Annotated in this window: 15 protein-coding genes and 1 riboswitch; of the genes, 4 read left to right on the top strand and 11 right to left on the bottom strand. The window is 59.1% G+C overall.

Going from position 1 to position 21,237, the window contains the following annotated elements; genetic code table 11:
• Both HMPREF2787_RS08500 and HMPREF2787_RS08495 read right to left on the bottom strand, forming a co-directional pair.
• Nucleotides 1–4,753: G5 domain-containing protein (locus HMPREF2787_RS08500; RefSeq protein ID WP_083326683.1), on the bottom strand; the 4,753-nt coding region annotated here is incomplete at its 3' end.
• A gap of 441 nt (nucleotides 4,754–5,194) precedes the next feature.
• Nucleotides 5,195–7,006, bottom strand: coding sequence for a BCCT family transporter (locus tag HMPREF2787_RS08495; RefSeq protein WP_070858991.1), 1,812 nt, complete (start codon nucleotides 7,004–7,006; stop codon nucleotides 5,195–5,197).
• Between the two features lie 209 nt (nucleotides 7,007–7,215).
• Between HMPREF2787_RS08495 and HMPREF2787_RS08490 the strand changes: the two genes are divergently transcribed.
• Nucleotides 7,216–8,802 (top strand): alkaline phosphatase D family protein, encoded by a 1,587-nt coding sequence (locus tag HMPREF2787_RS08490; protein ID WP_016421418.1) that lies wholly within the window; start codon nucleotides 7,216–7,218, stop codon nucleotides 8,800–8,802.
• 36 nt (nucleotides 8,803–8,838) lie between these two features.
• Here HMPREF2787_RS08490 and HMPREF2787_RS08485 read toward each other — a convergent pair whose 3' ends face one another.
• From HMPREF2787_RS08485 to thiO, 4 genes are read right to left on the bottom strand one after another with little or no spacing between them, the layout of a single operon-like run.
• Nucleotides 8,839–10,038, bottom strand: a complete 1,200-nt coding sequence (locus HMPREF2787_RS08485) for a ThiF family adenylyltransferase (RefSeq protein WP_070858990.1) — start codon at nucleotides 10,036–10,038, stop codon at nucleotides 8,839–8,841.
• Nucleotides 10,038–10,883, bottom strand: a complete 846-nt coding sequence (locus HMPREF2787_RS08480) for a thiazole synthase (protein WP_070858998.1) — start codon at nucleotides 10,881–10,883, stop codon at nucleotides 10,038–10,040. The genes HMPREF2787_RS08485 and HMPREF2787_RS08480 overlap by 1 nt, the downstream gene beginning before the upstream one ends.
• Before the next feature lie 29 nt (nucleotides 10,884–10,912).
• Nucleotides 10,913–11,146 (bottom strand): sulfur carrier protein ThiS, encoded by a 234-nt coding sequence (locus HMPREF2787_RS08475; RefSeq protein ID WP_070601122.1) that lies wholly within the window; start codon nucleotides 11,144–11,146, stop codon nucleotides 10,913–10,915.
• 13 nt (nucleotides 11,147–11,159) lie between these two features.
• Nucleotides 11,160–12,335: a glycine oxidase ThiO gene (thiO, locus tag HMPREF2787_RS08470; RefSeq protein WP_070858997.1), complete on the bottom strand. Its 1,176-nt coding sequence runs from the start codon at nucleotides 12,333–12,335 to the stop codon at nucleotides 11,160–11,162.
• Nucleotides 12,336–12,342: 7 nt separating this feature from the next.
• Nucleotides 12,343–12,465, bottom strand: a riboswitch (TPP riboswitch).
• 70 nt (nucleotides 12,466–12,535) lie between these two features.
• Between thiO and HMPREF2787_RS08465 the strand changes: the two genes are divergently transcribed.
• Nucleotides 12,536–13,294, top strand: coding sequence for a thiamine phosphate synthase (locus tag HMPREF2787_RS08465; RefSeq protein WP_070858989.1), 759 nt, complete (start codon nucleotides 12,536–12,538; stop codon nucleotides 13,292–13,294).
• Nucleotides 13,295–13,300: 6 nt separating this feature from the next.
• A complete protein-coding gene (locus HMPREF2787_RS08460) occupies nucleotides 13,301–13,642 on the top strand; it encodes a cupin domain-containing protein (protein WP_069359121.1) in 342 nt (113 codons plus the stop codon).
• A 10-nt stretch (nucleotides 13,643–13,652) separates the two neighbouring features.
• Here HMPREF2787_RS08460 and HMPREF2787_RS08455 read toward each other — a convergent pair whose 3' ends face one another.
• Complete coding sequence (locus tag HMPREF2787_RS08455; protein ID WP_016421425.1) at nucleotides 13,653–14,354, bottom strand: potassium channel family protein; 702 nt, start codon at nucleotides 14,352–14,354, stop codon at nucleotides 13,653–13,655.
• Complete coding sequence (locus HMPREF2787_RS08450) at nucleotides 14,347–15,777, bottom strand: TrkH family potassium uptake protein (protein ID WP_070560513.1); 1,431 nt, start codon at nucleotides 15,775–15,777, stop codon at nucleotides 14,347–14,349. Before HMPREF2787_RS08450 ends, HMPREF2787_RS08455 begins: the two co-directional genes overlap by 8 nt.
• Before the next feature lie 420 nt (nucleotides 15,778–16,197).
• Between HMPREF2787_RS08450 and trpB the strand changes: the two genes are divergently transcribed.
• Nucleotides 16,198–17,523, top strand: a complete 1,326-nt coding sequence (trpB, locus tag HMPREF2787_RS08445; RefSeq protein ID WP_070858988.1) for a tryptophan synthase subunit beta — start codon at nucleotides 16,198–16,200, stop codon at nucleotides 17,521–17,523.
• Between the two features lie 66 nt (nucleotides 17,524–17,589).
• Here the strand turns inward: trpB and HMPREF2787_RS11105 are convergent, their stop codons facing one another.
• From HMPREF2787_RS11105 to purD, 3 genes are all read right to left on the bottom strand, one after another.
• Entirely contained in the window at nucleotides 17,590–17,745 is a 156-nt protein-coding gene (locus HMPREF2787_RS11105; protein ID WP_162837147.1) for a hypothetical protein, read from the bottom strand.
• A gap of 815 nt (nucleotides 17,746–18,560) precedes the next feature.
• Entirely contained in the window at nucleotides 18,561–19,688 is a 1,128-nt protein-coding gene (locus HMPREF2787_RS08435; protein WP_070858996.1) for an aminotransferase class I/II-fold pyridoxal phosphate-dependent enzyme, read from the bottom strand.
• 239 nt (nucleotides 19,689–19,927) lie between these two features.
• Nucleotides 19,928–21,202, bottom strand: coding sequence for a phosphoribosylamine--glycine ligase (gene purD, locus HMPREF2787_RS08430; RefSeq protein WP_049172166.1), 1,275 nt, complete (start codon nucleotides 21,200–21,202; stop codon nucleotides 19,928–19,930).
• Nucleotides 21,203–21,237: the final 35 nt, after the last annotated feature.

The raw sequence follows: 21,237 nt of genomic DNA, 5'->3' as shown, positions 1-21,237 counted from the left end.
TGCTTGGCTTGTCACCTGGCTTGCCCGGCTTGGTCGGGTCAGTCGGCTTGGTCGGGTCAGTCGGCTCGCTCGGGTCAGTCGGCTCGCTCGGGTCCGTCGGCTCAGTCGGCTCGCAGTCGAGCTTGGTGCCCACGCGAATCACACGATCCTGCTTCTCCTTGAGAACCTCTTCAGAAGTTTCCGGCTCGCCCACAAACTCACCGTCCTCGAGATTCCAGGTGTTGGTGATCTCCTTCTCACCAGTGACACCAGGCTGATCCTCAATAACCTTGCCGGCTTCGAGGGTCTCGTCGTACTCGATGATGGTATCGAACGGAATCGGTGCAGTGTGCTTATCCGTCAGCTGGGCCTCACCCTCAGCAGGACCGACCTCGACAATGCGGTCGACAGGATCGCTGATTGTCTCAGACGAATCCTCCTTGACCACATTGCCGTCGCTGTCAACCGTAATCGTGACAGTGTGCTTGACCTCGCCTGGAGTTCCCTCCTGAACAACCTTGGTTTCGCCAGGCTCCAGATCCGGGTTAACGCGAACCAAGGTGTCGAACGGAGTCTTTTCAATCCACGAGTCAGACGTGGTCACCGGCTCACACTTTTCAGTCGGCTCACTCGGGTCCGTCGGCTCAGTCGGCTCAGTCGGCTCGCTCGGGTCAACAGGAGGCGTCGGCTCGCACTTGCACTTAGTGCCCACGCGAATCTTACGATCCTGCTTGTCCTTAGTAACAGTCTCCGAAATCTCCGGATCGCCTACCGGCTCACCGTTCTCGAGCTTCCAGGTCTTGGTGATTTCCTTCTCACCGAACTCACCGGCCTGTTCCTCGACAACCCTGCCGACTTCCAGGTTCGGGTCGTACTCAATGAGGGTGTCGTACGGAATCTTCTCCGTGTGCTTATCCGTCAATGCGGTCTCGCGGCCCTTGGCCGGGCCAACCTCGATGATCTGGTTTACCGGGTCGCTGATTTTCTCAGAGGACTCATCCGTGGCGATCTCCCCGTTTTCAGCATTCACCTTAACGGTGTGCTTGATTTCGCCCTGCTTACCTTCCTGGACGACCTTGGTCTCACCAGGCTTCAGCTCAGGGTTGACCCGAACCTCGACCTCGAACGGAGTCTTTTCAGTCCACTCGATGGTCGTGGATGCAGGCTTGCCCTTGGTACCGACCTTGATGATCTTCTTGACCGGATCAGCCACTCGCACGGTTTCGGTCTTGGAATCCACAACCGTCGAGTTCTCGATGGTCTGGGTCGTGGTGACCTTGTCCTTGCCTAGCTTGCCTTCCTGGACAGTCTCCTGCGTGCCAGCTTCCAGATTCTCGTCGAAGATGATCTCAGTCTCAAACGGGACGTCTACCTCGTACTCAGTAGTGTGAGTGCCCACGGTCTTCGTGCCAACACGGATAACCTGCTTGACCGGCTCCTTGGTGCGCTCAGTGGTCACCTTAGGGTCGCCGGACGGCTTGCCGTCCACAATCTTCTGAGTCGAAGTTTCGACCTCAGTTCCGAGCTGCCCCTCCTGATCGACGACCTGAGTACCCTTTTCCAGGGTGTCGTCGAAGACAATTTCAGTCTCAAACGGAATCGGCTTCTCGGTCTTGGTCACCAGTTCCGATGGCTCCACGCCAGGACCGTACTCAACAATGCGAGTAACAGGTTCCTTGGTGGTCTTCTCCTCGGTTACCTCAGCCTTGTCGCCCTTCGCGGTGAAGTTAGCAGTAAAGGTCTTCTCACCGTTCTCGCCTTCCTGGACAACCCTGATTTCACCAGGTGCCAGGTCCGGGTTCTCGCGAACCTCCGTCGGGTACGGGATCGGAACCGTCCAAGTTACGGTCTCTGCGCTTTCGCTTTCAGTAACCTTGGTGCCGATGACGACGACCTCATTAACCGGTGCCTCGGTCTGCTCCCACTGGCCGTCCTTGGTCATCTTTTCCTTGCCAGGAACGCCCTTGGTTTCAACCTTGTACTCGCCGGCAGGAATGGTGTCGTCGTACTTGTACTCGACCTTGAACGGGACCTCACGCGTCGGAACGTCGACAACGTTAACCACAGCGTAAGCGGTATCCGTAGAGCCGTCCTCGTAGGTCACGGTGACCGGAATCTTGACCTGGTCACCCGGCTTCGCATCCGCAGGGGCGGTTGCGGCGATCTCGCCATTGTCGTCAATACTGACAGTCCAACCAGCCGGAACTTCGCCCAGCTCGTATGGGTTGTCCTTGGCGACGTTTACGTTATCCGGCTTGTCGAGGTTTAACGGCAGCTTTGCGGTATCCCCCGGGTACACCGTCTCTGTTGGGTAAGACGGATCTGCTTCCCAGGCATTAGTCAGCTTCACGACGGTAGTAACCGGCGTCTGAGTAGCACGACCGCCTGGGGCATTAACCGTCACGGTGACGGTATTCTTGTCGCCCGGCTTCGCATCGGCCGGCGGAGTCGAGGTAACGACACCGGTGTTCGGGTCAACCTTGTACTCCCAGCCGTCAACATTCTGAGTGAGGACCGGCTTGCCGTCTTTCTGTCCGAAGGAGAAAGTAGAGCCCTCCGGCGGACCGTCGACATGATGTTCGACGGACTGACCCGGTCCAGTGGTCTGGACATCGTAGTTTGCCTGCAGGTCACCCTTAATAACGACAATGGTGCCTACAACCGTCTGCGGCTTCTGCTTGCCCTCATCACTGTAGTGCGCGAGGACTGGGACATTAAGAATGTCTCCTTCGTGCGCGTCCCTCGGAATGGTGGTCTTAATCTCACCAGTCTTCTCATCAACGTAGACAGTCCACGTCTTGCCATCCTTGCTGGTGAGGGTGGTCTGGTTAGTGCCGTCCTCAAAGGTGTAGCGCGACGGGGCCTCATCGGTCGTGTTGCCGCTCAGCCCGCGCTCGGGGAGTTCCGGAGTGAGGCTGACGTTCGCATTTGGCTGACCAGTTACAGTGTCGTAAGTCGGGATCTTGATGTCCACGATCGCCTGGAACTGGACCTCGATCTCATCGGTGGTCTGGTCCGGATAGGTCGCCTTCACCTTCGGAGTGATGACGGTTCCCGGCGCGACAGAGTCGTCCGCCTTCGCGGTGACCTTACCTGTTTCGTCGACCTTGACGGTCCACCCTTCCGGGACAGTGGACGGGTCAATCTCAAACTTGGCCGGGGGAACCGGCTTATGGCCCTTCATGATGGACTTGGTGGTGATCTGAGAGGTGATGTCTTCATTCACCTTGCCCTTGGCAAGGCCCGGGCGCACCAGGTCAGTGACCTGGGTATTGTTCGGGTCGACCACGACGAGCAGCTCAAGTTCATCGGTGGAGCCATTCGAGTACTCGACGGTGACCTTCGGGCGTGCGAAGGTGCCCGGCTTCGGGTTCTCCGGAGCGGTGACGGTGACGTTATAGTCCTCGTCCATCTCGACGGTCCAACCCTCGTAGACGTACTTCTCGTCCAGCTCGACCTTGGCCTCGAAGCCGCCGTCACCCTTCTTCTTCACCAGATCCTTGATCTTATCTGGTACCTGCTTGAAGACGACTTTCTGCGGCTCGGTTGCCAACGGGCCGGTAGCGCTATCCACGCCCGAGATGATCGACGCGTCCTCCTTGTCGTACTTCGGGGAGTGGAACTCGGTGTCGTCCAGGGAGAACGCCTTGGAGTCGATGACGTTTGCCTTGTTGTAGCGCGTCAGCGAGTTGGAGCTGTCGAAGGTAGCGCCTTCACCGAAGTTGTTGTTCTCAGCAGCCGCCTGGAGCTGGTCGACGGTACGTGGCTTCGCCAGAACTGAGAAGTTCACGTTCTTGTCAGTTGCCAGGTCAGTACCGCGGTACTCAGGCCAGGTGAAGAAGATGTCTCCGTTGTCCGCGATACGTAGCAGCTGCTCGCCGCCGGATGCTGCCGGGTCGGTGGTGCCGATGAACCTGCCGTTGCCGTCGTATGCCTCTACGACCATGCGGGACATCGAATCGTCCGTGCCGCCGTTCTCAACAGCAGGAACGTTGATTTTACCGACCTTGGTTTGCTCACCGGGGACGATGACGTGCTTCTCGAAGTTCTCCCACGACACCGTGATCGGGTTACACTCGATGTTCTCGCTCGGCCACGGGTTCACGATGGCCGTAAAGGATGCACTGTCTCCCTGGGTGGCAAACGGGCCGGAGGTACGGTCGACCTTATAGTTTCCCTGCCAGGCGTAACGTACCGGGTTAGCGGCAGCGGCCTCAGCGAACTGCTTGACTTTAGCATCGGTCAGTTCCGCGTAGAGGTTCAGGTTTCGCTGTTGCCTAGAAGCAGTAATTCCGAGGATTTCGTCGGCCTTGTGCGTGACTGACTTGTCAACAAAGGTCTCACCGGCACCCATAGAGGAAACCTGTCCCGCATCGAGGTACGCACCCATAAGGCCTGAATTGGAAAAGCTCCAATCAGCGAACGTGCGGTCTTTCGAGTTATCAAAGGCGACGCTCAAACCCCACCGGGTTTTGTTGGGGCTGCTCCCGCTTGGTTCCAGGGTGGTCCAGCTGAAACCAGCCTGGCTGCCCTGCGGAGCGTTCTCCGAGACAACACACGAACCGGCCGGCAGGTCGGAGGCCTTCTGGGCATCCTTCTCCACCGCGCCGGACTTCTCGCGGATGCCACCGGAGAGTTCTGCAGCTACCGCCTCCGGCTGTGAAGAGACAAAATTCGGAGCAACTCCGATTGCACTACCAACTACGGCTGTGACTGTTAGCACAGCCAAAGGAGCGCGTACGGAGCGCTTCTTGAGCACTTCCGGTAATTTCATACGCATTTTGCGTCCTTATCCAATTTCCCTATCCTTACCCACCTGGTACGGGCCCGCTGGCACCTCGCCGATTCTGTTAGCGAGACTTTGATGTTCAACACCTGGATGTTCACCACCCAGAAAGCTCCATAACACTTCAACATGAACCGTAAAAAGGGCGTTCACCACAGTTTAGCATGCAAAATTAACACCATATACCCTGGTAATACCCCCAAACACCCCTGAAATTTCGGCGAAAGCAAGGCTTGACAAACTGACACAACGAATACAAAAACACCGCCCACCGAAACTACTTTTGGTTTCCGTGGGCGGCGTTTTTGTTTGGCTACGGCCTTTGCCTTCGCTCCTATCGATGAGCTACTCACTGATGGCCACGCTACAGCGCAACGATAGGTGAATAGCGTGGCCACAAGTGCCGGGCACTACTGCGACCGTGCTCTCCTACGACTCAGACTTGGTCTCCGACTCCTCTGGCCTCTCGGATTCCGACTTTTCGCCAGACTCAAACTCGCCTTCAACGACCACATCGGACTGAATAACCAGACGTCCCTCTTCATCGTGGGTGTACTCAAAGCGCGGCAGCTCATTGCCCTCTTCGTCGTAGCCCGGCGCGGGTGCGGCTTCGTGCTTCTCCAACTTCTCTGGAGTATCGGTCTTCTCCCACTGGCGGGTAACCGGCTTGCGCACTGCCATGTGGTCATCACTCATGCCTTTGACCAAGGAGTACATCATCACAAAGTGGAGGAAGAAGAACGGTACACCGATAACAATCACGGCAGACTGCAGCGCTTCCAGTGCGGTTTCACCAGAAATCAGCAGCAGAGAAGCTGCCACAGCACCAATCATGACGCCCCACAGCACGCGGTAGAAGGTCGGAGCCTTGTTTTCCTCACCGGTAGACATCATGTCCATCACCATCGAAGCGGAGTCAATGGAGGTGACGAAGAAGATCATAATCACAAAGAGCGCAAACACACTGACAAGGGTTGCCAGTGGGTACTGCTCCAGCAGGATAAATAGAGCCGGCGAGGGATCCCCTCCTTCGACGACTGGTTCCGTCAGAATGCCCGGCTGCTCATTTTCCAGTTCGAAGCCAGCGCGGCCGAAGATAGAGAACCACATGATTGACACGATTGTCGGCAGTGCAATCACACCGGCAATGAACTGACGCACAGTACGGCCGCGGGAAATACGGGCGACGAACATGCCCACAAATGGCGACCAGCAGATTGTCCAGGCCCAGTAGAAGACCGTCCAGGCGCCCTGTTTCCAATTCGGGTTGACGTCGTAGGAGTCAGTCCAGAACATGATGCGAGGCAGCGCATCCAAGTAGACACCTGTCGTATCGACGGTCTGGCGCAGCAGCGTCAATGTCGGGCCCATGAGCAGCACGAAGACCATCAATGCCATGGCGGCCCAAATGTTCGCATTGGACAACACCTTAATACCTTTGTCCAGACCGCGGGCCACGGAAATCGAGGCAATCACAATAATGATGGCAATCAGAATGAGCTGCACCATCGAGCTTTCCGGGGTACCGATTACACGTGCAGCACCGGAGTTAATCTGCAGCGCACCCATGCCCACCGATACCGCGATACCGACGACGGTACCGATGATGGCGACGGCGTCGATAAGCTTGCCCGGCCATGAGTAGATGCGGGTACCGAGCAGCGGCGCGAAGATGGAGGAGACGCGCGGCGGCAGGTGACGCTTGTAAATGAAGTACCCCAGCGCGAGCCCCGGCAGCGCCATGATGACCCACATGTGAATACCCAGGTGGTAGATGGTAAATGCCATCGCAGTGTTCTGAGCTTCGCGGCTCATCGGCTCTTGACCGAACGGCGGGTTGTAAGCGTGGTTGAGCGGTTCAGCCACGCCCCAGAACATCAGCATGGAGCCAGTACCACCGGCGAAGAGCATGCCGAACCACTCGGCGATGGTGTATTCGGGCTCTTCGTCATCATCGCCAAGCTGGATGCGTCCGTAGCGGGACACAAACAAGCCGATGAGGAAGATAAAGCTTGCCGAGACACCACCGATGAACAGCCAGCCCATGTTAGACGTAACCCAATCGGAAGCGGCCGAGTAGGCATCCCGAGCGGTATCCCCCAGCGCTATGGTCACTGCCACAAAGAGGACAATGAAACCCATCGCCGTCGTGAAGATCAACGGGTCGGTCGGCAGGTTCTTAAGAAAACCGCCCGACTTCTTTTCTTGCGTTTTTACTTGTGGCGTTTGTGTAGATCCCATTATCGGGGTCAGCGCCTTTCACTTCTAGATTGTCTGTCTCAGAAAAGACAGCTCGGAAGACACATTCCTCCCAAGTCGGTTATCTACGTTACAAAAGGAAGCCCAGTCATTCTCAATAACTAAGCCTTTGTTCTGTAATTGCGACTTTTTCCTTCGAGTTCACGCTGGTTTAACTGAACGTCAAAGTGGAAAACCTATCGTTCGACTCCATGCAGCTTTCCCGTCGCAGCGCTCTACGTTTAGGCGCATCCACCGCACTTGCCACTTCAGTCACGCTCGCTCATGCCTCTAGAGCTGCGGCTTCAGCTACACCGGGTTCGCCGTCACTGGCCTCCCCAGGGTTACTGCGTTCTCGGCCACAGCTCACCCACGGCGTTGCAAGTGGCGATATCCGCGGCGACGGCGCATTGATTTGGGCTCGCTCAGACCGCCCCGCCCATATGGTGGTTGAAACTGCTGCAACTGAGAGCTTCCAGAATGCCAAGGTATTCCGCAGTAACTCTCTGTTAACTCCAGACACTGACGGCACCGGACGTCTACGTGTCGTCGGTCTCGAACCGGGGCAGGAAATCTTCTATCGTGTCACGCTCGAAGAGGCAGATACTGGAATCTGCTCTGATCCCGTTATCGGCACCTTCCGTACTGCCCCAAACCGCGCATCCAACATCCGCCTGCACTGGTCCGGCGATGTCGCAGGTCAGGGTTGGGGAATTAACGACGAAATCGGTGGATACACCGGCTTTTCCACCATGATGGAGCGCAATCCAGACCTATTCATTCACTCAGGCGATACCTGCTATGCCGACGGTCCGCTGGATGAATCCGTCACGCTTTCCGACGGCACTGTGTGGCGCAACCATGTCACTCCGGCCAAATCCAAGGTTGCTGAAACCCTCGAAGAGTATCGTGGCCAGTACTCCTACAACCTCATGGACAAGAACTACTTGGCCTTCAATGCGCAGGTTCCGCAGCTAGTCCAGTGGGATGACCACGAAACAGTCAACAACTGGTACCCCAACGAAGTCCTAGACGATGATCGCTATACCGAGCGCGATGTCAACACCCTGGCCAAGCGTGCCTACCAGGCCTTCCATGAGTGGCAGCCAATTGATCAACAAATGGCTGTAGATGGGCGCGTCTACCGCAAGGTTTCCTACGGCCCGTTGCTAGACATATTCATTCTGGATATGCGCAGTTACAAGGGAGAAAACACTTCCAATAATCCGCGCTCGACAACCGAAGAACCAATCCTTGGCGAAAAGCAGACCAACTGGTTAATCGACTCCCTCAAGGACTCCCGCGCGACGTGGAAGATTGTTGCTAATGACCTACCGCTTGGCATCATCGTCCCCGACGGCGACGATGGTGACCAAGAAAGCGTATCCAATGGTGCCGCCGGTGCACCTGCAGGACGTGAACGTGAAATCGCCCGCCTGCTCAGCGCCATTAAAGATGTTTCAAATGTCGTCTGGCTCACCGCCGATGTGCACTACACCGCGGCTCACCACTACAGCCCAGAGCGCGCACAGTTCACCGACTTCGCACCCTTCTGGGAATTCGTCTCCGGTCCTCTCCACGCGGGCGCTTTCGGCCCCAACGAAATGGATTCGACCTTCGGGCCGAAGGTGGAGTACGTCCACGCACCGGGTAAAGACAATGCCAACGCCGACCCCACACAGGATTTCCAGCACTTCGGCGAAGTCGATATCGACGGCGACTCACGCGAGATGACCGTCCGCCTGCTCACCACTCGTGGCACCGAGTTGTGGTCGACAACGCTGAAGCCGCAGGCGTAGGCACACTGTTCAACAGCGCGTGGCGGTAGCCACTAATTAGTGCGTTCCGCCACGCTTTACGACGGTCTCCTGCCCCGCAGCCTGCCAGGCCACAATGCCCCCGTCCAGATTGATGAGCTCCGGTATGGCGCCATCAGCCTCAATCTCGCTGGCCAACAGCTCAATTGCCTGTTGCGAGCGGGCACCCGAGTGGCAGTGAATCAGAACTCGTGGGTAGTTCGACTGGAGGTTCCGCTCAGCCCACGCTTCGCGAATCGCAGCCCACCCACGGCTGCGAATGTTGCCGAGTGGCACAAGCACAGATCCGGCAATGGCAGCCTCCGCGTGTTCTTCAGGCTCGCGTACATCGATGAGAGGCACACCCTCGGCAAGAAGCTCGTGCGCCGTGTTGGGGCCAATGCTGCGCATGCTCTGCGCCGGGGCCTCCTCATCCTCGGTCCACGAAGCTGCGCACACCTGCGCAATTTCGGTCAAGTCGGAAACGGGTTCGCGCTCCGGGTCGGCTGCAAAGGACAGTGTGCGGGTGGTTGCCTCCAGGGCGTCGATAAGCACGAGTTTGCCGACGGCGACCTTGCCGACACCAGTGAGCACCTTGATAGCTTCGACGACCATCATGGAGCCGATCTGTCCGACCATTGCGCCGAGGACACCGCCTGCGGCGCACGACGGCACGGAGCCGGGATCGGGGATGTCGGGGTAAAGATCGCGAAGCATGGGGCCGTGGCCAGGCCAGAAGACGGACAGTTGCCCTGCGAACTGCAGAATCGTGGCCCAGACCAGCGGCGTTCCGGTCAGCTCCGCGGCATCGGAGGACAGGTAGCGCGTGGCGAAGTTGTCCGCGCCGTCGAGCACTACATCGTGAGTGGCGAAGAGCTCCTCAGCATTGTCGACGCTTAACCTGCCGACGATTGCGGTCACCGATGCCTCGGAGTCAAGGCGCCGCACGGCATCCGCGGCAGATTCGGCCTTCGGGCGACCAATGTCGGACTCACGGTGAATGACCTGGCGCTGAAGATTGGACTCGTCGACCACGTCATCGTCAATGATGGTGATGTGCCCGACCCCTGCCCCGGCCAGGTACAACAGCGCAGGCGATCCCAAGCCACCAGCTCCGATAACGAGGACGCGGGAGGATCGCAAAGTTCGCTGCCCCTCGGCACCAAAGCCCGGCAGTGTTAGGTGCCGCGCGTACCGGCGCAGGTCGCGGTCCGAAAGATTGACACCCTGCTCCGCCATTACAGAGAATCCCGCTCGCGTGCGCCGCTGACGCGCTCAGTGATGATTCCCTCAAACGACGAGCTCGCCTGGGCCAGTCGACGCCGTGGGATGCGACCCGACTCGCGAGCAGTCAGGCCTGCCTCAACGCCGAAGCGCATCGCCGTGGCCATGCCCACCGGATCATGCGCACGGGTCACTGCGGATGCCAGCAGCACTGCATCGCAGCCAAGTTCCATCGCCTGCGCGGCCTCAGACGCGGTACCGATGCCCGCATCCAGGATGATGGGCACATTCGCGCGGTCCACGATCAGCTCGATGTTGTGTGGGTTAAGAATGCCCAGGCCAGTACCGATCGGCGAGCCCGCCGGCATGACAGCTGCACAGCCCAAATCCTCCAGCCGCTTAGCCAGCGCCGGATCGTCGTTGGTGTAAGCGAAGACGACGAAGTCGTCAGCCACCAGCTGCTCCGCTGCCGCAACCAGCTCGACCGGGTCCGGCAGCAGCGTGTCCTCGTCGGCGATGACCTCGAGCTTCAGCAGGTTGGTTTCCAGCGCCTCGCGGGCCAACTGCGCAGTCAGCACCGCGTCACGAGCGGTATAGCACCCCGCAGTATTCGGCAGCGCCGCAATATTGTTGCGCTGCAAAATCTCAAAAACGTTCTGCTTCGTACCGGGTGTAAAGCGGCGCATCGCCACCGTAGTCAGCTCAGTGCCCGAAGCCACCAGCGCCCGCTCCAGCGTATCCATGCTGGTCGCACCGCCAGTTCCCATAATCAGACGGGAGTTCAACTCCAGTCCGCCAATGCGCAGCGGTTCACGTGTAACTTCGCTCGCCGTCCCGGTTTCATTTTCCTGCGCGGACATGTTTGCTTGTGCGGAATTCTCGGTCATCTCTAGCCTCCCTGAACCGCTGTCACGATGTCGATGGCGCCTGCCACGGGCGTGCTCGCCCACTTGGCTCGCGGGATTACCGCACCATCCACGGCTACCGCGATTCCCAGGCGGGTGCCGTCCGCGGCGGTGCCGTCGTCGTTAAGCGCGTGCCCCGTGTGCTTTGCGACGAGATCTGCGACCATCTCCCCCGCAGCCGGTGTGTAGCCTTCGCCATTGAGTGTTGTGGTGGACATAAGCGAGCCTCCTCTAATCGCTGAAGCGGAATGGATTGACGGCGGAAAGAAGCGCCGGGTCGTTGTCATTTTCCCGACCTGCGACGACATCGGCCGTGAGTTTGGAACCGATGGCCGTAAGCAGAATGCCGTGACGGAAGTAGCCGGTGGACACGGTCAATCCAGGAACCACGCGGCCAATCATGGGGACATCGTCCGGGGAGCCAGGCCGGGCGCGGGCGGTCATCTCGTAGATTTCGCAGTCGAGAATGCCGGGCACCAGGCGGTATGCGTCGCGGAGTAGCTGGTGGACTCCTTCGGCGGAGACACCGGTCAGGTCATCTTCACGCGAGGTTGCGCCGAGCACGACGGTGCCGTCGGCACGCGGGACGATATAAACCGGACGCCCCTGAACCACACCGCGAATAGTGCGGGTGACCAGCGGCTGCAAGCGCTCCGGCACCCGCAGACGCAGCACATCCCCATAGACCGGGCGCAGCGGCAGATTCAGATTCTCCGGCAGACCGGCCATATCGGCGGTGTTCAGCCCCGCAGCCAAAACGACCTCATCGGCGAGGTAGTCATTTCCGTCCGTACCGCGCAGCCCAATGGCTTGGCGGGGGTCGGCATCGGAAGCGTAGATAACCTCTTCCACGCGAGTGCGGATGACGCGGTCTCCTAGAATGGTCAGCAACGCCTCTGCGAGCAGACGCGGATTGACCTGGTGATCTCCCGGAATATCCACCGCACCAACACAGCCCGGCCCCAGTGCCGGTTCTGCCCGGCGCGCCTCGGTGGCGGTGATGCGGTTGATCTCCATACCCATGTCATGCTGCAGCTCAACGAGTTCGCTAAGGGTCTGCCGGTCGGCGGCATCACCCGCACAAACAAACGTGGAATTCTCGATGTAGCCGACATCGTGGCCCGATTCCTCGGCGATGGCCTGGGCAAAGTCGCGGTAGAGCTTGCCCGACTCCACCATCAGCGGATACAGCGTCGGCTGATCCCACACAACTTCGGCCACCGGCGCCAGCATGCCAGCCGCGGCGAAAGTTGCGCCGGAAACGGGCTCGGCATCGAGGACGGTCACATCGAATCCCTGGCGAAGTAGTCTCCATGCCGTCGCCAAGCCAATAATGCCCGCGCCTGCGATAACAACGCTTGACGACGTGTCCCCTGTGCCGCCCTCACTTGTCGAGGCAGCACCCATAGCGGCAGCATTCACTGCCATTCCTCCCTCCGGCGGCATAACCCGCATCAGGTAAAAGCGGTCGGCGTTACTCGCCCTCTCAGCCAGCGGTGTCTCGTCGATACCGGGCACGGCTCCCGCGGAACGTGGTACTCCCCCATCATATGACTTCGGGCTCTCCGCCACGACACCACATCCCCAACCTCGCCTAGCATGGGGACATGAACGCCTCATCAGCTGCCACTCGCACAACACGACGCGCCCTGCTTGCCGACGCCCGCCTGTACCTCTGCACCGACTCGCGCGCATCCCGCGGTGATCTGCGCGAATTTCTGCACGCCTGTTACGAAGGCGGCACCGACATCATCCAGCTGCGCGACAAGAAAGTCGACACTCGCGACGAGATTGCCGCCGTGGAGATCCTCGCCGAGGTCGCCTCTGAACACGGCAAGCTCTTCGCCGTCAATGACCGCGCCGACATTGCCGCGCTGACCGGCGCAGACATTCTGCATGTGGGCCAGGAAGACCTCACGACCGAGCAGGCCCGCCAGATCGTTGGCCCCGAGATTCTCATCGGCCGGTCCAACCGAAATCTGGACATGTTCGCCGCCTCACTTGCCGACGATGGCATCGATTACGCGGTAATCGGTCCGGTTTATGCCACCCCGACGAAGCCCGACCGTCGGCCCGTCGGAGTCGAGATGGTCAGTGAGGCTGCGGCACTGGTACGGAGAGTGCGGGCACAGGGATCAGCGGAGTCCCACCAGGATTCCGTGGCCGATATTGTGCGCCCACACGACCGCGGCGCAAGTGACCCCGTCAAGCCATGGTGGGCAATCGGCGGTATCAACGCCGAGACCGCCGGTGAAGTTATCGCCGCTGGTGCGGAACGCATTGTGGTGGTTCGCGCACTAACCGAGGCAGCAAATCCGGAAGAGGCAGCGCGTGCTCTGCGCGCTGTGGTTTCACCAAGGAGCTAGGACGCTGTGAATATTAATTCACAACAAGACGACCTTCTGACTCAAGCTAAAGCGAATAGCAACGGCCGCGCTGCGGAAATTGTTGTCCACGACGGCTCGCTACGCCAGACTCTCATCGCACTGACTGAAGGAACTGAGCTTTCCGCCCATAACTCGCCGCCCGCAGCCTCGATGCTTGTGCTTGTTGGCGAAGTTGAAATCACCGGTGCCGATGAAACCACGATTTCAGAGGGCAATCTCAAAGTACTCACCCACGTCAAGCATGGCGTGAAAGCTCTAACAGATTCCGTGTTTTTGCTGACCACGGTCACAGGCGTCGACGGAATCGACAGCCACGGCGACAAGTAGCAATCAGCGCCTACTCCCCGGCGAATGTCTCCAACTGCCGAATAGCGCCGGAGACAATCAGGAGATCACCTGCGGTAATGCGGTCGTCGGCAAGCGCGGGGCGGAAGCGCTGACCGCGCTTTTGTACGGCGACGACCGTAATCGGTGCGCTCTGGTTAATCTCCGCCACGGTCTTATCCAGGCAATGGATCGGCGGCGCGACCTTACCGACTGCGTAGTCGCGATCGAACTCCAGGAAGTCCTGGACCTTGCCGCCGATTAGGTGCGCAATACGACGGCCAGTGTCGGCCTCCGGGCGAATGACGTGGTGAACACCGATCTGGCCCAGAATCTTGGCGTGGGCCTGGTTATCGGCCTTTGCCCAAATCAGCGGCACATCCATGTCCACCAGTGCGGACGCGGTCAGCAACGACGCCTCGATATCACTGCCGATTGCAATGACCACACGTTCGGCTTCATCGACGCCGAGCTGCTTCAGTACTTCCGGCATGGTGGTGTCGGCGGTGACCACGTGGTCGAAGGTCGAGGACAGCTCCTGAACCACCTTTTCGCGATGGTCTACGCAGAGAACCTCGATACCGCCAGCGACCAGCTCCTCGCCGAGCGCCTGTCCGAAACGCCCCATGCCAAGGATTACAACAGGAGAAGAGCTGACTTGGTCGGCGAAATGCTCTGCAAAACCAGCAAACGGATTGAATTTCGAGTTAGCCAATGAAGGGCCTTTCTTCTGGATATTCGTAGATGCGCTGGCGTGGGCGGGCGGCCAAGGCCGTCGCCAAGGCGATTGGGCCAACACGTCCGGCGAACATCAGCACGATGAAGATTGCCTGTGCTGCCACCGGCAGGTCAGCGGTGATACCTGTGGAAAGGCCTACCGTGGCGAAGGCACTGACTACTTCAAAAAGGATTTGGTCAGTAGAAAACTGTGGCGCTAGGAAACTGACGGCGATTACTGCCAGAAAAACCTGGCCAATACCGAATGCAAGAACGACGAGGGCCTGACGCAGCACCTTTGGATTGAGGCGCCGCCGAGCCACGGACACGGAGGTGTCACCGCGAATCTCCGCGAGAACGGCGGCGAGAATGACTGCCGACGTCGTGATTTTCACGCCACCTGCAGTACCACCGGTGCCGCCGCCAATGAACATGAGGAAGTCAGTGCCCAGCAGTGTCGATGGGTGGAAGTCCGCGTAATCGAGCGCGTTGAACCCCGCGGTACGCGGGCTCACACTAGCGAAGAATGAGTTGAGTATCTTCTCCCCTGTAGTGAAACCAGACATGGCATTGGACCACTCACCAAATGCCACCATTATTGTGCCCAAAGCAATCAGCAGGATGGTGCCTTTGATAGTGAAGCGAGTAGTCAGAGACCAGCGTTTAGGTAACTGCCCTCGCGTGCAGACACTAAGCCACGCTTTCAGGTGCCGCCAAGCCTCGAGCAGAACAGAAAAACCCAGACCACCAACGATAAGAGAGAAGGCCAGCGGCAAAAGTATCCAGGCATCACTGTGGAACCCAATGACGTTGTCCGTATACAGAGCAAAACCGGCATTGTTGAAGCTTGAGATGGCATGGAACAAGCCCTCCCACGCAGCTCTCCCCCAGCCGTACCCATAACCTAGGTGGAACCGCAGCATAAGTGCCACTGCCACAACAAACTCCACCAACAGCGTGAAGCTAACGGCAGCACGGACAACCCATGAGATCTCGCCCATGTCCATACCGCGGCCCTCAACGCGCGCACCGGCACGGCGGTTAAGGCCGAGTCTTCCCGCAACGAAGAGGCCAAAAAGTGAAGCCAAGGTCATGAACCCAAGGCCACCCAGCTGAATCAACAGCATGATGACAACCTTGCCGAAGGTTGACCAATGGGTAGCCGTATCTACGGTGATCAGGCCGGTCAGGCTTGTTGCCGAGGTGGCTGTGAACAGAGCATCAGACAGCGCCGTGGGCAGGCACAGATTCCCAGGGCTCGGGGCACAGTGCCCCGTGGGGTGGCTATTGGCTGCCGAGATCGGCAGCATTAACAAAACCGTGCCAACGGTTATGAGGGCGACATAGCACCACACCACCAACGTCGTGGGACGAACTCCCCGACGTGATTTAGTGGTCTGCCGCGACAGCGTAATCACCATCGGAACGTTAGTCCTCGTGGCCAGCGGTGTCGAGGGGATCCGAGAATTCTGCCCCTTACGCGTACCCGACTAATAGGGGAACTACCCTACACCCCAGGCACAGTTGCGATATCCCGTACACATTTCGCGCCCAATCCCCGCCCCCACACCCCACCCCGCTTTGGCTACTGCGGAAACCTTGAGTTATGGTCGGGTTCATGATGACACCCCTGATGAACACACCCGCGCCGTGCGGCGCACAGTGGTGGTGGCTCGCTTAAGTCCGCGAGCAACGTCACGTCATCTCATTAATGTCGACGGCAAACCCGTCAAGTACGAGCTCGCAAGAAGATAAATCTGGCGGGCTCTTTTCTTTTATCGGTTCGACGAAGAGAACCAGGGCCCGCTGAAATAAACAACAGCAACGAAAGGCTCTCTTCAATGACTGATTACAACCCCAGCGCGGATGCCATCGCCAAGGCTTCAGCACCGACTGCAACCAGGGTGCCGTCGGCAAGCGTTAACGGCGCGGGCGAGGTGCGCGAAACCCTCTTGCCTGCATTTTTCGGTCGCTTCGGTGGACAGGAAGTGCCGGAGTTCCTGCTGCCAGCACTCGATGAGCTGGAAGCGGCTTACATCGAGGCGATGAGCGATCCGGAGTTCCAGCACGAGCTGGAAGAACTGCGTCGCGATTTCCTCGGCCGCGCAACCCCGCTGTTCGAATGCCGACGTCTATCCACGCCGAACACGACGATTGTGCTCAAGCGCGAGGACTTGAACCACGGCGGCGCGCACAAGGGCAACAACGTGGTCGGCCAGGCGCTGCTGGCAAAGCGCATGGGAAAAACCCGTCTCATTGCTGAGACGGGCGCAGGCCAGCACGGCACGGCCACCGCGATGGCCGCAGCGCTGCTGGGACTTGAGTGCGAGATTTACATGGGCGCGCACGATGTCGCCCGCCAGCACCCCAATGTCGAGCGCATGGAGCTCATGGGCGCGAAGGTCGTTCCCGTCACCACCGGCGAGGCCGGTTTGAAGGATGCTATTGACGAGGCACTGGTCGAGTGGAGCAAGACTCTCGACTCCACTTTCTACCTGCTGGGCACAGCCGCCGGACCGCACCCATTCCCCACTATCGTGCGTGAATTCCAGCAGGTCATCTCGGAGGAGTCACGCAGTCAGATGGCCGAGCGTTACGGCAAGCTTCCCGACGCTGTCATCGCAGCCGTCGGTGGCGGCTCCAACGCCATCGGCGCATTTGCTAACTACATCGACGACTCCGATGTCGCCCTCATTGGCGTCGAACCCGCAGGTGAGGGTCTCGACACCGACCGTCACGGCGCGCCCATCAATGCGGGCAAGACTGGTGTCCTTCACGGCATGCGCTCATTTGTCATGCTTTCCGACGACGGCGAGGTGTTGCCATCGCACTCCATCTCGGCGGGCTTGGATTACCCGTCTGTTGGCCCGGAGCACGGCATGCTGAAGGAGAATGGCCGCGCCAGCTATGTCGGAATTACCGACGAGGAGGCGCTGGAAGCGTTCCAGCTGCTCAGCCGCATGGAGGGCATTATTCCGGCGATGGAATCCTCGCATGCGCTGGCGCAGGCCATTAAGATTGCGCGACTCCGTGAAACCGACCCTGCCGCTGGTAGCGAGCTCGGGCTGCCGGTTCACGAAGGCGATGAGCCTTTGCTGTTGCTCGTGAACCTGTCGGGTCGCGGTGATAAGGATATGGAGCAGGTCCGGGAGTTCCTGAACCAGTAGGAATAACCAGTAGGGATTGTTTCCCCACTAGCTGCCTAGCAGGAATCGGACCAAAGCTAATTCTTGTTAGGCAGCGCGGCGGTCGTCGGCGGCGATGCCCTGCTTCGGGTTCGCCTCCACGATGGCTTCGGCAAGCAGCGATGCCAGCGCATCCTGCTTGGATTCCTTGCCGTCCTGGAAAATCGGGGACACAGTATCCATAATCTCGTTGAATGCGTTCATCAGAGGTCACCTCTCTTAAGATCTCTTTGATCTTTATTGTTGGACTTCTCCAACCGATTCTTTGCGATTCCGCAGTTGAAACAATGTTTCATCGAACCGTTTGGAACTTATGACTTGCAACCGTAGACCACAACACGCAACCTGGCAAGCACTAAACTTTATTTTTAGTTAACCTTTTGTTAACTTTTGGACGCTTTTTAGCTCAGGCACTGAGCCACAAACAGCGCCCCTCGACGCCGCCCCATACCTCGCTTTACTGCCGTTGATAACGGCTTCAAAAATCACGCTTTTACACAACCAAAAACAGGGCGCGGAAGTCTCTTTTGGTCAGACATAAACTATCCCCACTAAAAGCGCTTGCAGCCAACATTGAATGTGGGTTACACACCGCGCTCAATCGTCACCCCACGCAGGGATAGCCGCCAGTTCCTCAGAGGTCAACCCCATCGGCAATTAAAGAAAAAGGGTCCCCCTGCCAGCGGAAATAGACCACCGACAGAGCTGCCGGCTGTCAAAGATGCTGCCACGAAGCCCACCCCACTCCACTATCGCCCCAACCCCAGCCTCACTTGATGTGACTGCAGCCACAGAGCCCTCAATCTGAGGCAGTTTTTCCGCCTTTAGAGCGAACGGGCGATCAAGAAAACAGAGGCCCAACGGCTCCTTCCAGGAATGCCCCAACATCGGCTCTACCAGTGGCCGCCGGTAGAGGATTTAAAGCAGCGATTCGCCCGTCGAGCTCCCTATCTCGACCGGCTGAAAAACACCCCTGAAAGGGTGAGGTAAATCACACCGTGAGCGCCACTAAAGCCGCTTTAACGACGACCAGTAAATACCCCAATACGCCGAACAGCCTCTTCCATCTCGGAAGTCTCACCGGCGAAGCAGAGGCGAACCCACTCATGGCCGTTCTCTGTGTCGAAGTCGATTCCAGGGGCAACGGCCACGCCCGTTGCAGCCAACAGTTCCCGTGCCCATGTCATGGAGTCGACGGAGTTCGGGTCGTCGTAAAGCCCTGCGATATTGGCATAGATATAGAAACCGCCGTCGGGCGGAGCGATATTACCGAGACCGACGCGGGGCAGCCCCTCGAGCAAAACGTCGCGGTTGCGTGCGTAACGCGTCACGTGCGAATTGAGCTCGGCAATGGACTCGGGGTTGAACGCTTCCACCGCCGCTGCCTGCGAAATTGCCGGTGGACAGACAGTGAGGTTGGCTTCGAGGCGATCAAGCGGCGCACGCAGCCACTTGGGAACGATTAGCCAGCCGACGCGCCAGCCGGTCATCGAGAAGTACTTACTGACACTGCCGACCACGACCGCCGCGTCGGAGAACTCGCGTGCAGACGCACACTGTCGGCCATAAGTAATGCCGTGATAAATCTCGTCGGAAATGAGCAGGCAATCGTGCTGCTCACACCACTTCGCAATGGCACGCAGCTCGTCGGCATCGATAATGGTGCCAGTGGGATTATCCGGACTGGTGACAATCACGGCCTTGGGCACGCGCGGAAGTGCCTCCAGGTGCTGGGCAGTGAGTTGGAAACGAGTCTCGGGACCGCAGTCAATCTCAACAATGTTGGCGCCGAGCGCCTGCAGCGTATTGCGGTATGCGGGATAGCCCGGGCGCGCGAGCACAATATCGTCGCCGACGTCGAGCGCTGCGAGGAAGAGTGCCACGAAACCGCCGGAAGAACCGGTAGTGATGACAACATCAGCAGCCTCCGTGTCCGTGCCGTAGTTTTCACGATGCCAGGCGGCGATGGTTTCGCGCAGCTCAGGCGTGCCGACGGCCGCTGTGTAGCCCAGAACCTGATTTTCTAAATCAGCACGCGCACGGGCAATCGCGGCAGCCGGGGCCGCGGTCGCGGGCTGTCCCACGCAGAGGAATAGAGCGTCACCGTGAGTGCGCTGACGCTCCTGTGCGAGCGCGAGAACATCCATCACATGGAAGGGTGCGACCTCACAACGGCGGGATGCTAGGTCGCGCTGGGGCTGGGATGCCTGCGGTGACTGCGAGGAGTTTAACGGCTGCGGTGACTGCGACGACTTTGGCGACTGCGGAGATTCGGCGTGCATACCTTCATCTTTGCAGCCGCCGAGGCCACCCGGGAAATCCAGTTCATCCCGGGTGGGTGCACCAGTGAGGCATCCGAGTGCAGCCGGACCACCTCAAGCATTATTTAGATGGAAATACGGCCCTCAACTGCAGGTAGTGCAATGTCGGTGCGGTAGTGCGAGCCCTCGAGCTTAATGGTCTTGATGGTCTCGTACGCCTTGTCGCGGGCCTCTTCCAGCGTGTCACCAACGCCGATGACGTTGAGCACACGGCCACCAGCGGAGACCAGCTCACCCGCAGCATTGCGGGCAGTACCTGCGTGGAGAATGCCATCTGCCTCACGGCCAGGCTCTGCACCTTCAATGACATCACCCGTGCGCGTCGACACCGGGTAGCCTTCAGCGGCCAGCACAACAGTCAGAGCGTAACCATCACGCCAAGACAGCGGACCGAAGTCCGCCAATGTTCCGGTAGCAGCGGCGTTGAGCAGCTGCGCCACCGGGGACTCCAGCAGCGCCAGCACGGCCTGGGTCTCCGGGTCACCGAAACGGCAGTTGAACTCAATGACAGCCGGGCCGTCCTCGCCCCAGGCCAGACCTGCGTACAGCAGACCCTGGAACGGGCAACCGCGAGCGGCCATCTCACGAGCGACCGGCTCGCAGACCTCGGTGACAATGCGCTCAGTTGCGCCTTCCGGCAGCCAGGACAGCGGGCTGTAAGCACCCATGCCACCGGTGTTCGGCCCCTCGTCGTTATTACCGACGCGCTTGTGGTCCTGAGCCGGCAACAGCGGGACGACGATTTCGCCGTCGACCAGGCAGAACAGGGAAACTTCCGGGCCGTCCAGGAAGGACTCCAGCAGCACCGGGTTACCGGCGGCCAGAACAGCCTTTGCGTGTTCGAGAGCTTCAGCGCGGTCCTTAGTGACCACGACTCCCTTGCCAGCAGCCAGACCGTCATCCTTCACGACCCAGTTCGGGCCAAAGCGGTCAATGGCGGCCTCGATGTCTTCGTCGGAGGCCTCCGGCTGGATGGCCTCTGCCGAGGCGGTCTTTACCCCAGCTGCCTTCATGACGTCCTTAGCGAAAGCCTTGGACCCCTCAATCCGAGCTGCGTCAGCGTTCGGTCCGAAGACTGCGAAACCAGCGTCGCGCAGCGCGTCTGCCACACCCGCGACCAGCGGAACCTCAGGGCCAATAACAACCAAATCGGCCCCAATTTCCTTGGCCAGCGCAACAGCGCCAGCGGGGTCATCCACGACCAGTGGATGCATGGTTGCAATTTCACTCATACCCGCATTACCAGGGGCTACGTGAAGATCAGTAGCCTGCGGGTCCTTACTCATTGCGTACAACAGGGCGTGCTCACGGGCACCGGAGCCAATTACGAGGATGCGCATAGCAATCATCTTACTAATCAGCCCGGATAACTCTC

Source organism: Corynebacterium sp. HMSC061H03, from assembly GCF_001838215.1.
Taxonomy (GTDB): Bacteria; Actinomycetota; Actinomycetes; order Mycobacteriales; family Mycobacteriaceae; genus Corynebacterium; species Corynebacterium jeikeium_D.
Note: the sequence above shows the minus strand (reverse complement) of the source record. Positions and strands in the feature narration are given on the sequence as shown.

What these genes read in the sequence shown, in the direction of transcription:
- HMPREF2787_RS08495 (WP_070858991.1), bottom strand. Translation starts at nt 7,006, where the DNA reads ATGGGATCTACACAAACGCCACAAGTAAAAACGCAAGAAAAGAAGTCG.
- HMPREF2787_RS08490 (WP_016421418.1), top strand. Translation starts at nt 7,216, where the DNA reads ATGCAGCTTTCCCGTCGCAGCGCTCTACGTTTAGGCGCATCCACCGCA.
- HMPREF2787_RS08485 (WP_070858990.1), bottom strand. Translation starts at nt 10,038, where the DNA reads ATGGCGGAGCAGGGTGTCAATCTTTCGGACCGCGACCTGCGCCGGTAC.
- HMPREF2787_RS08480 (WP_070858998.1), bottom strand. Translation starts at nt 10,883, where the DNA reads ATGTCCGCGCAGGAAAATGAAACCGGGACGGCGAGCGAAGTTACACGT.
- HMPREF2787_RS08475 (WP_070601122.1), bottom strand. Translation starts at nt 11,146, where the DNA reads ATGTCCACCACAACACTCAATGGCGAAGGCTACACACCGGCTGCGGGG.
- thiO (WP_070858997.1), bottom strand. Translation starts at nt 12,335, where the DNA reads ATGGGTGCTGCCTCGACAAGTGAGGGCGGCACAGGGGACACGTCGTCA.
- HMPREF2787_RS08465 (WP_070858989.1), top strand. Translation starts at nt 12,536, where the DNA reads ATGAACGCCTCATCAGCTGCCACTCGCACAACACGACGCGCCCTGCTT.
- HMPREF2787_RS08450 (WP_070560513.1), bottom strand. Translation starts at nt 15,777, where the DNA reads ATGGTGATTACGCTGTCGCGGCAGACCACTAAATCACGTCGGGGAGTT.
- trpB (WP_070858988.1), top strand. Translation starts at nt 16,198, where the DNA reads ATGACTGATTACAACCCCAGCGCGGATGCCATCGCCAAGGCTTCAGCA.
- HMPREF2787_RS11105 (WP_162837147.1), bottom strand. Translation starts at nt 17,745, where the DNA reads ATGAACGCATTCAACGAGATTATGGATACTGTGTCCCCGATTTTCCAG.
- HMPREF2787_RS08435 (WP_070858996.1), bottom strand. Translation starts at nt 19,688, where the DNA reads ATGGATGTTCTCGCGCTCGCACAGGAGCGTCAGCGCACTCACGGTGAC.
- purD (WP_049172166.1), bottom strand. Translation starts at nt 21,202, where the DNA reads ATGCGCATCCTCGTAATTGGCTCCGGTGCCCGTGAGCACGCCCTGTTG.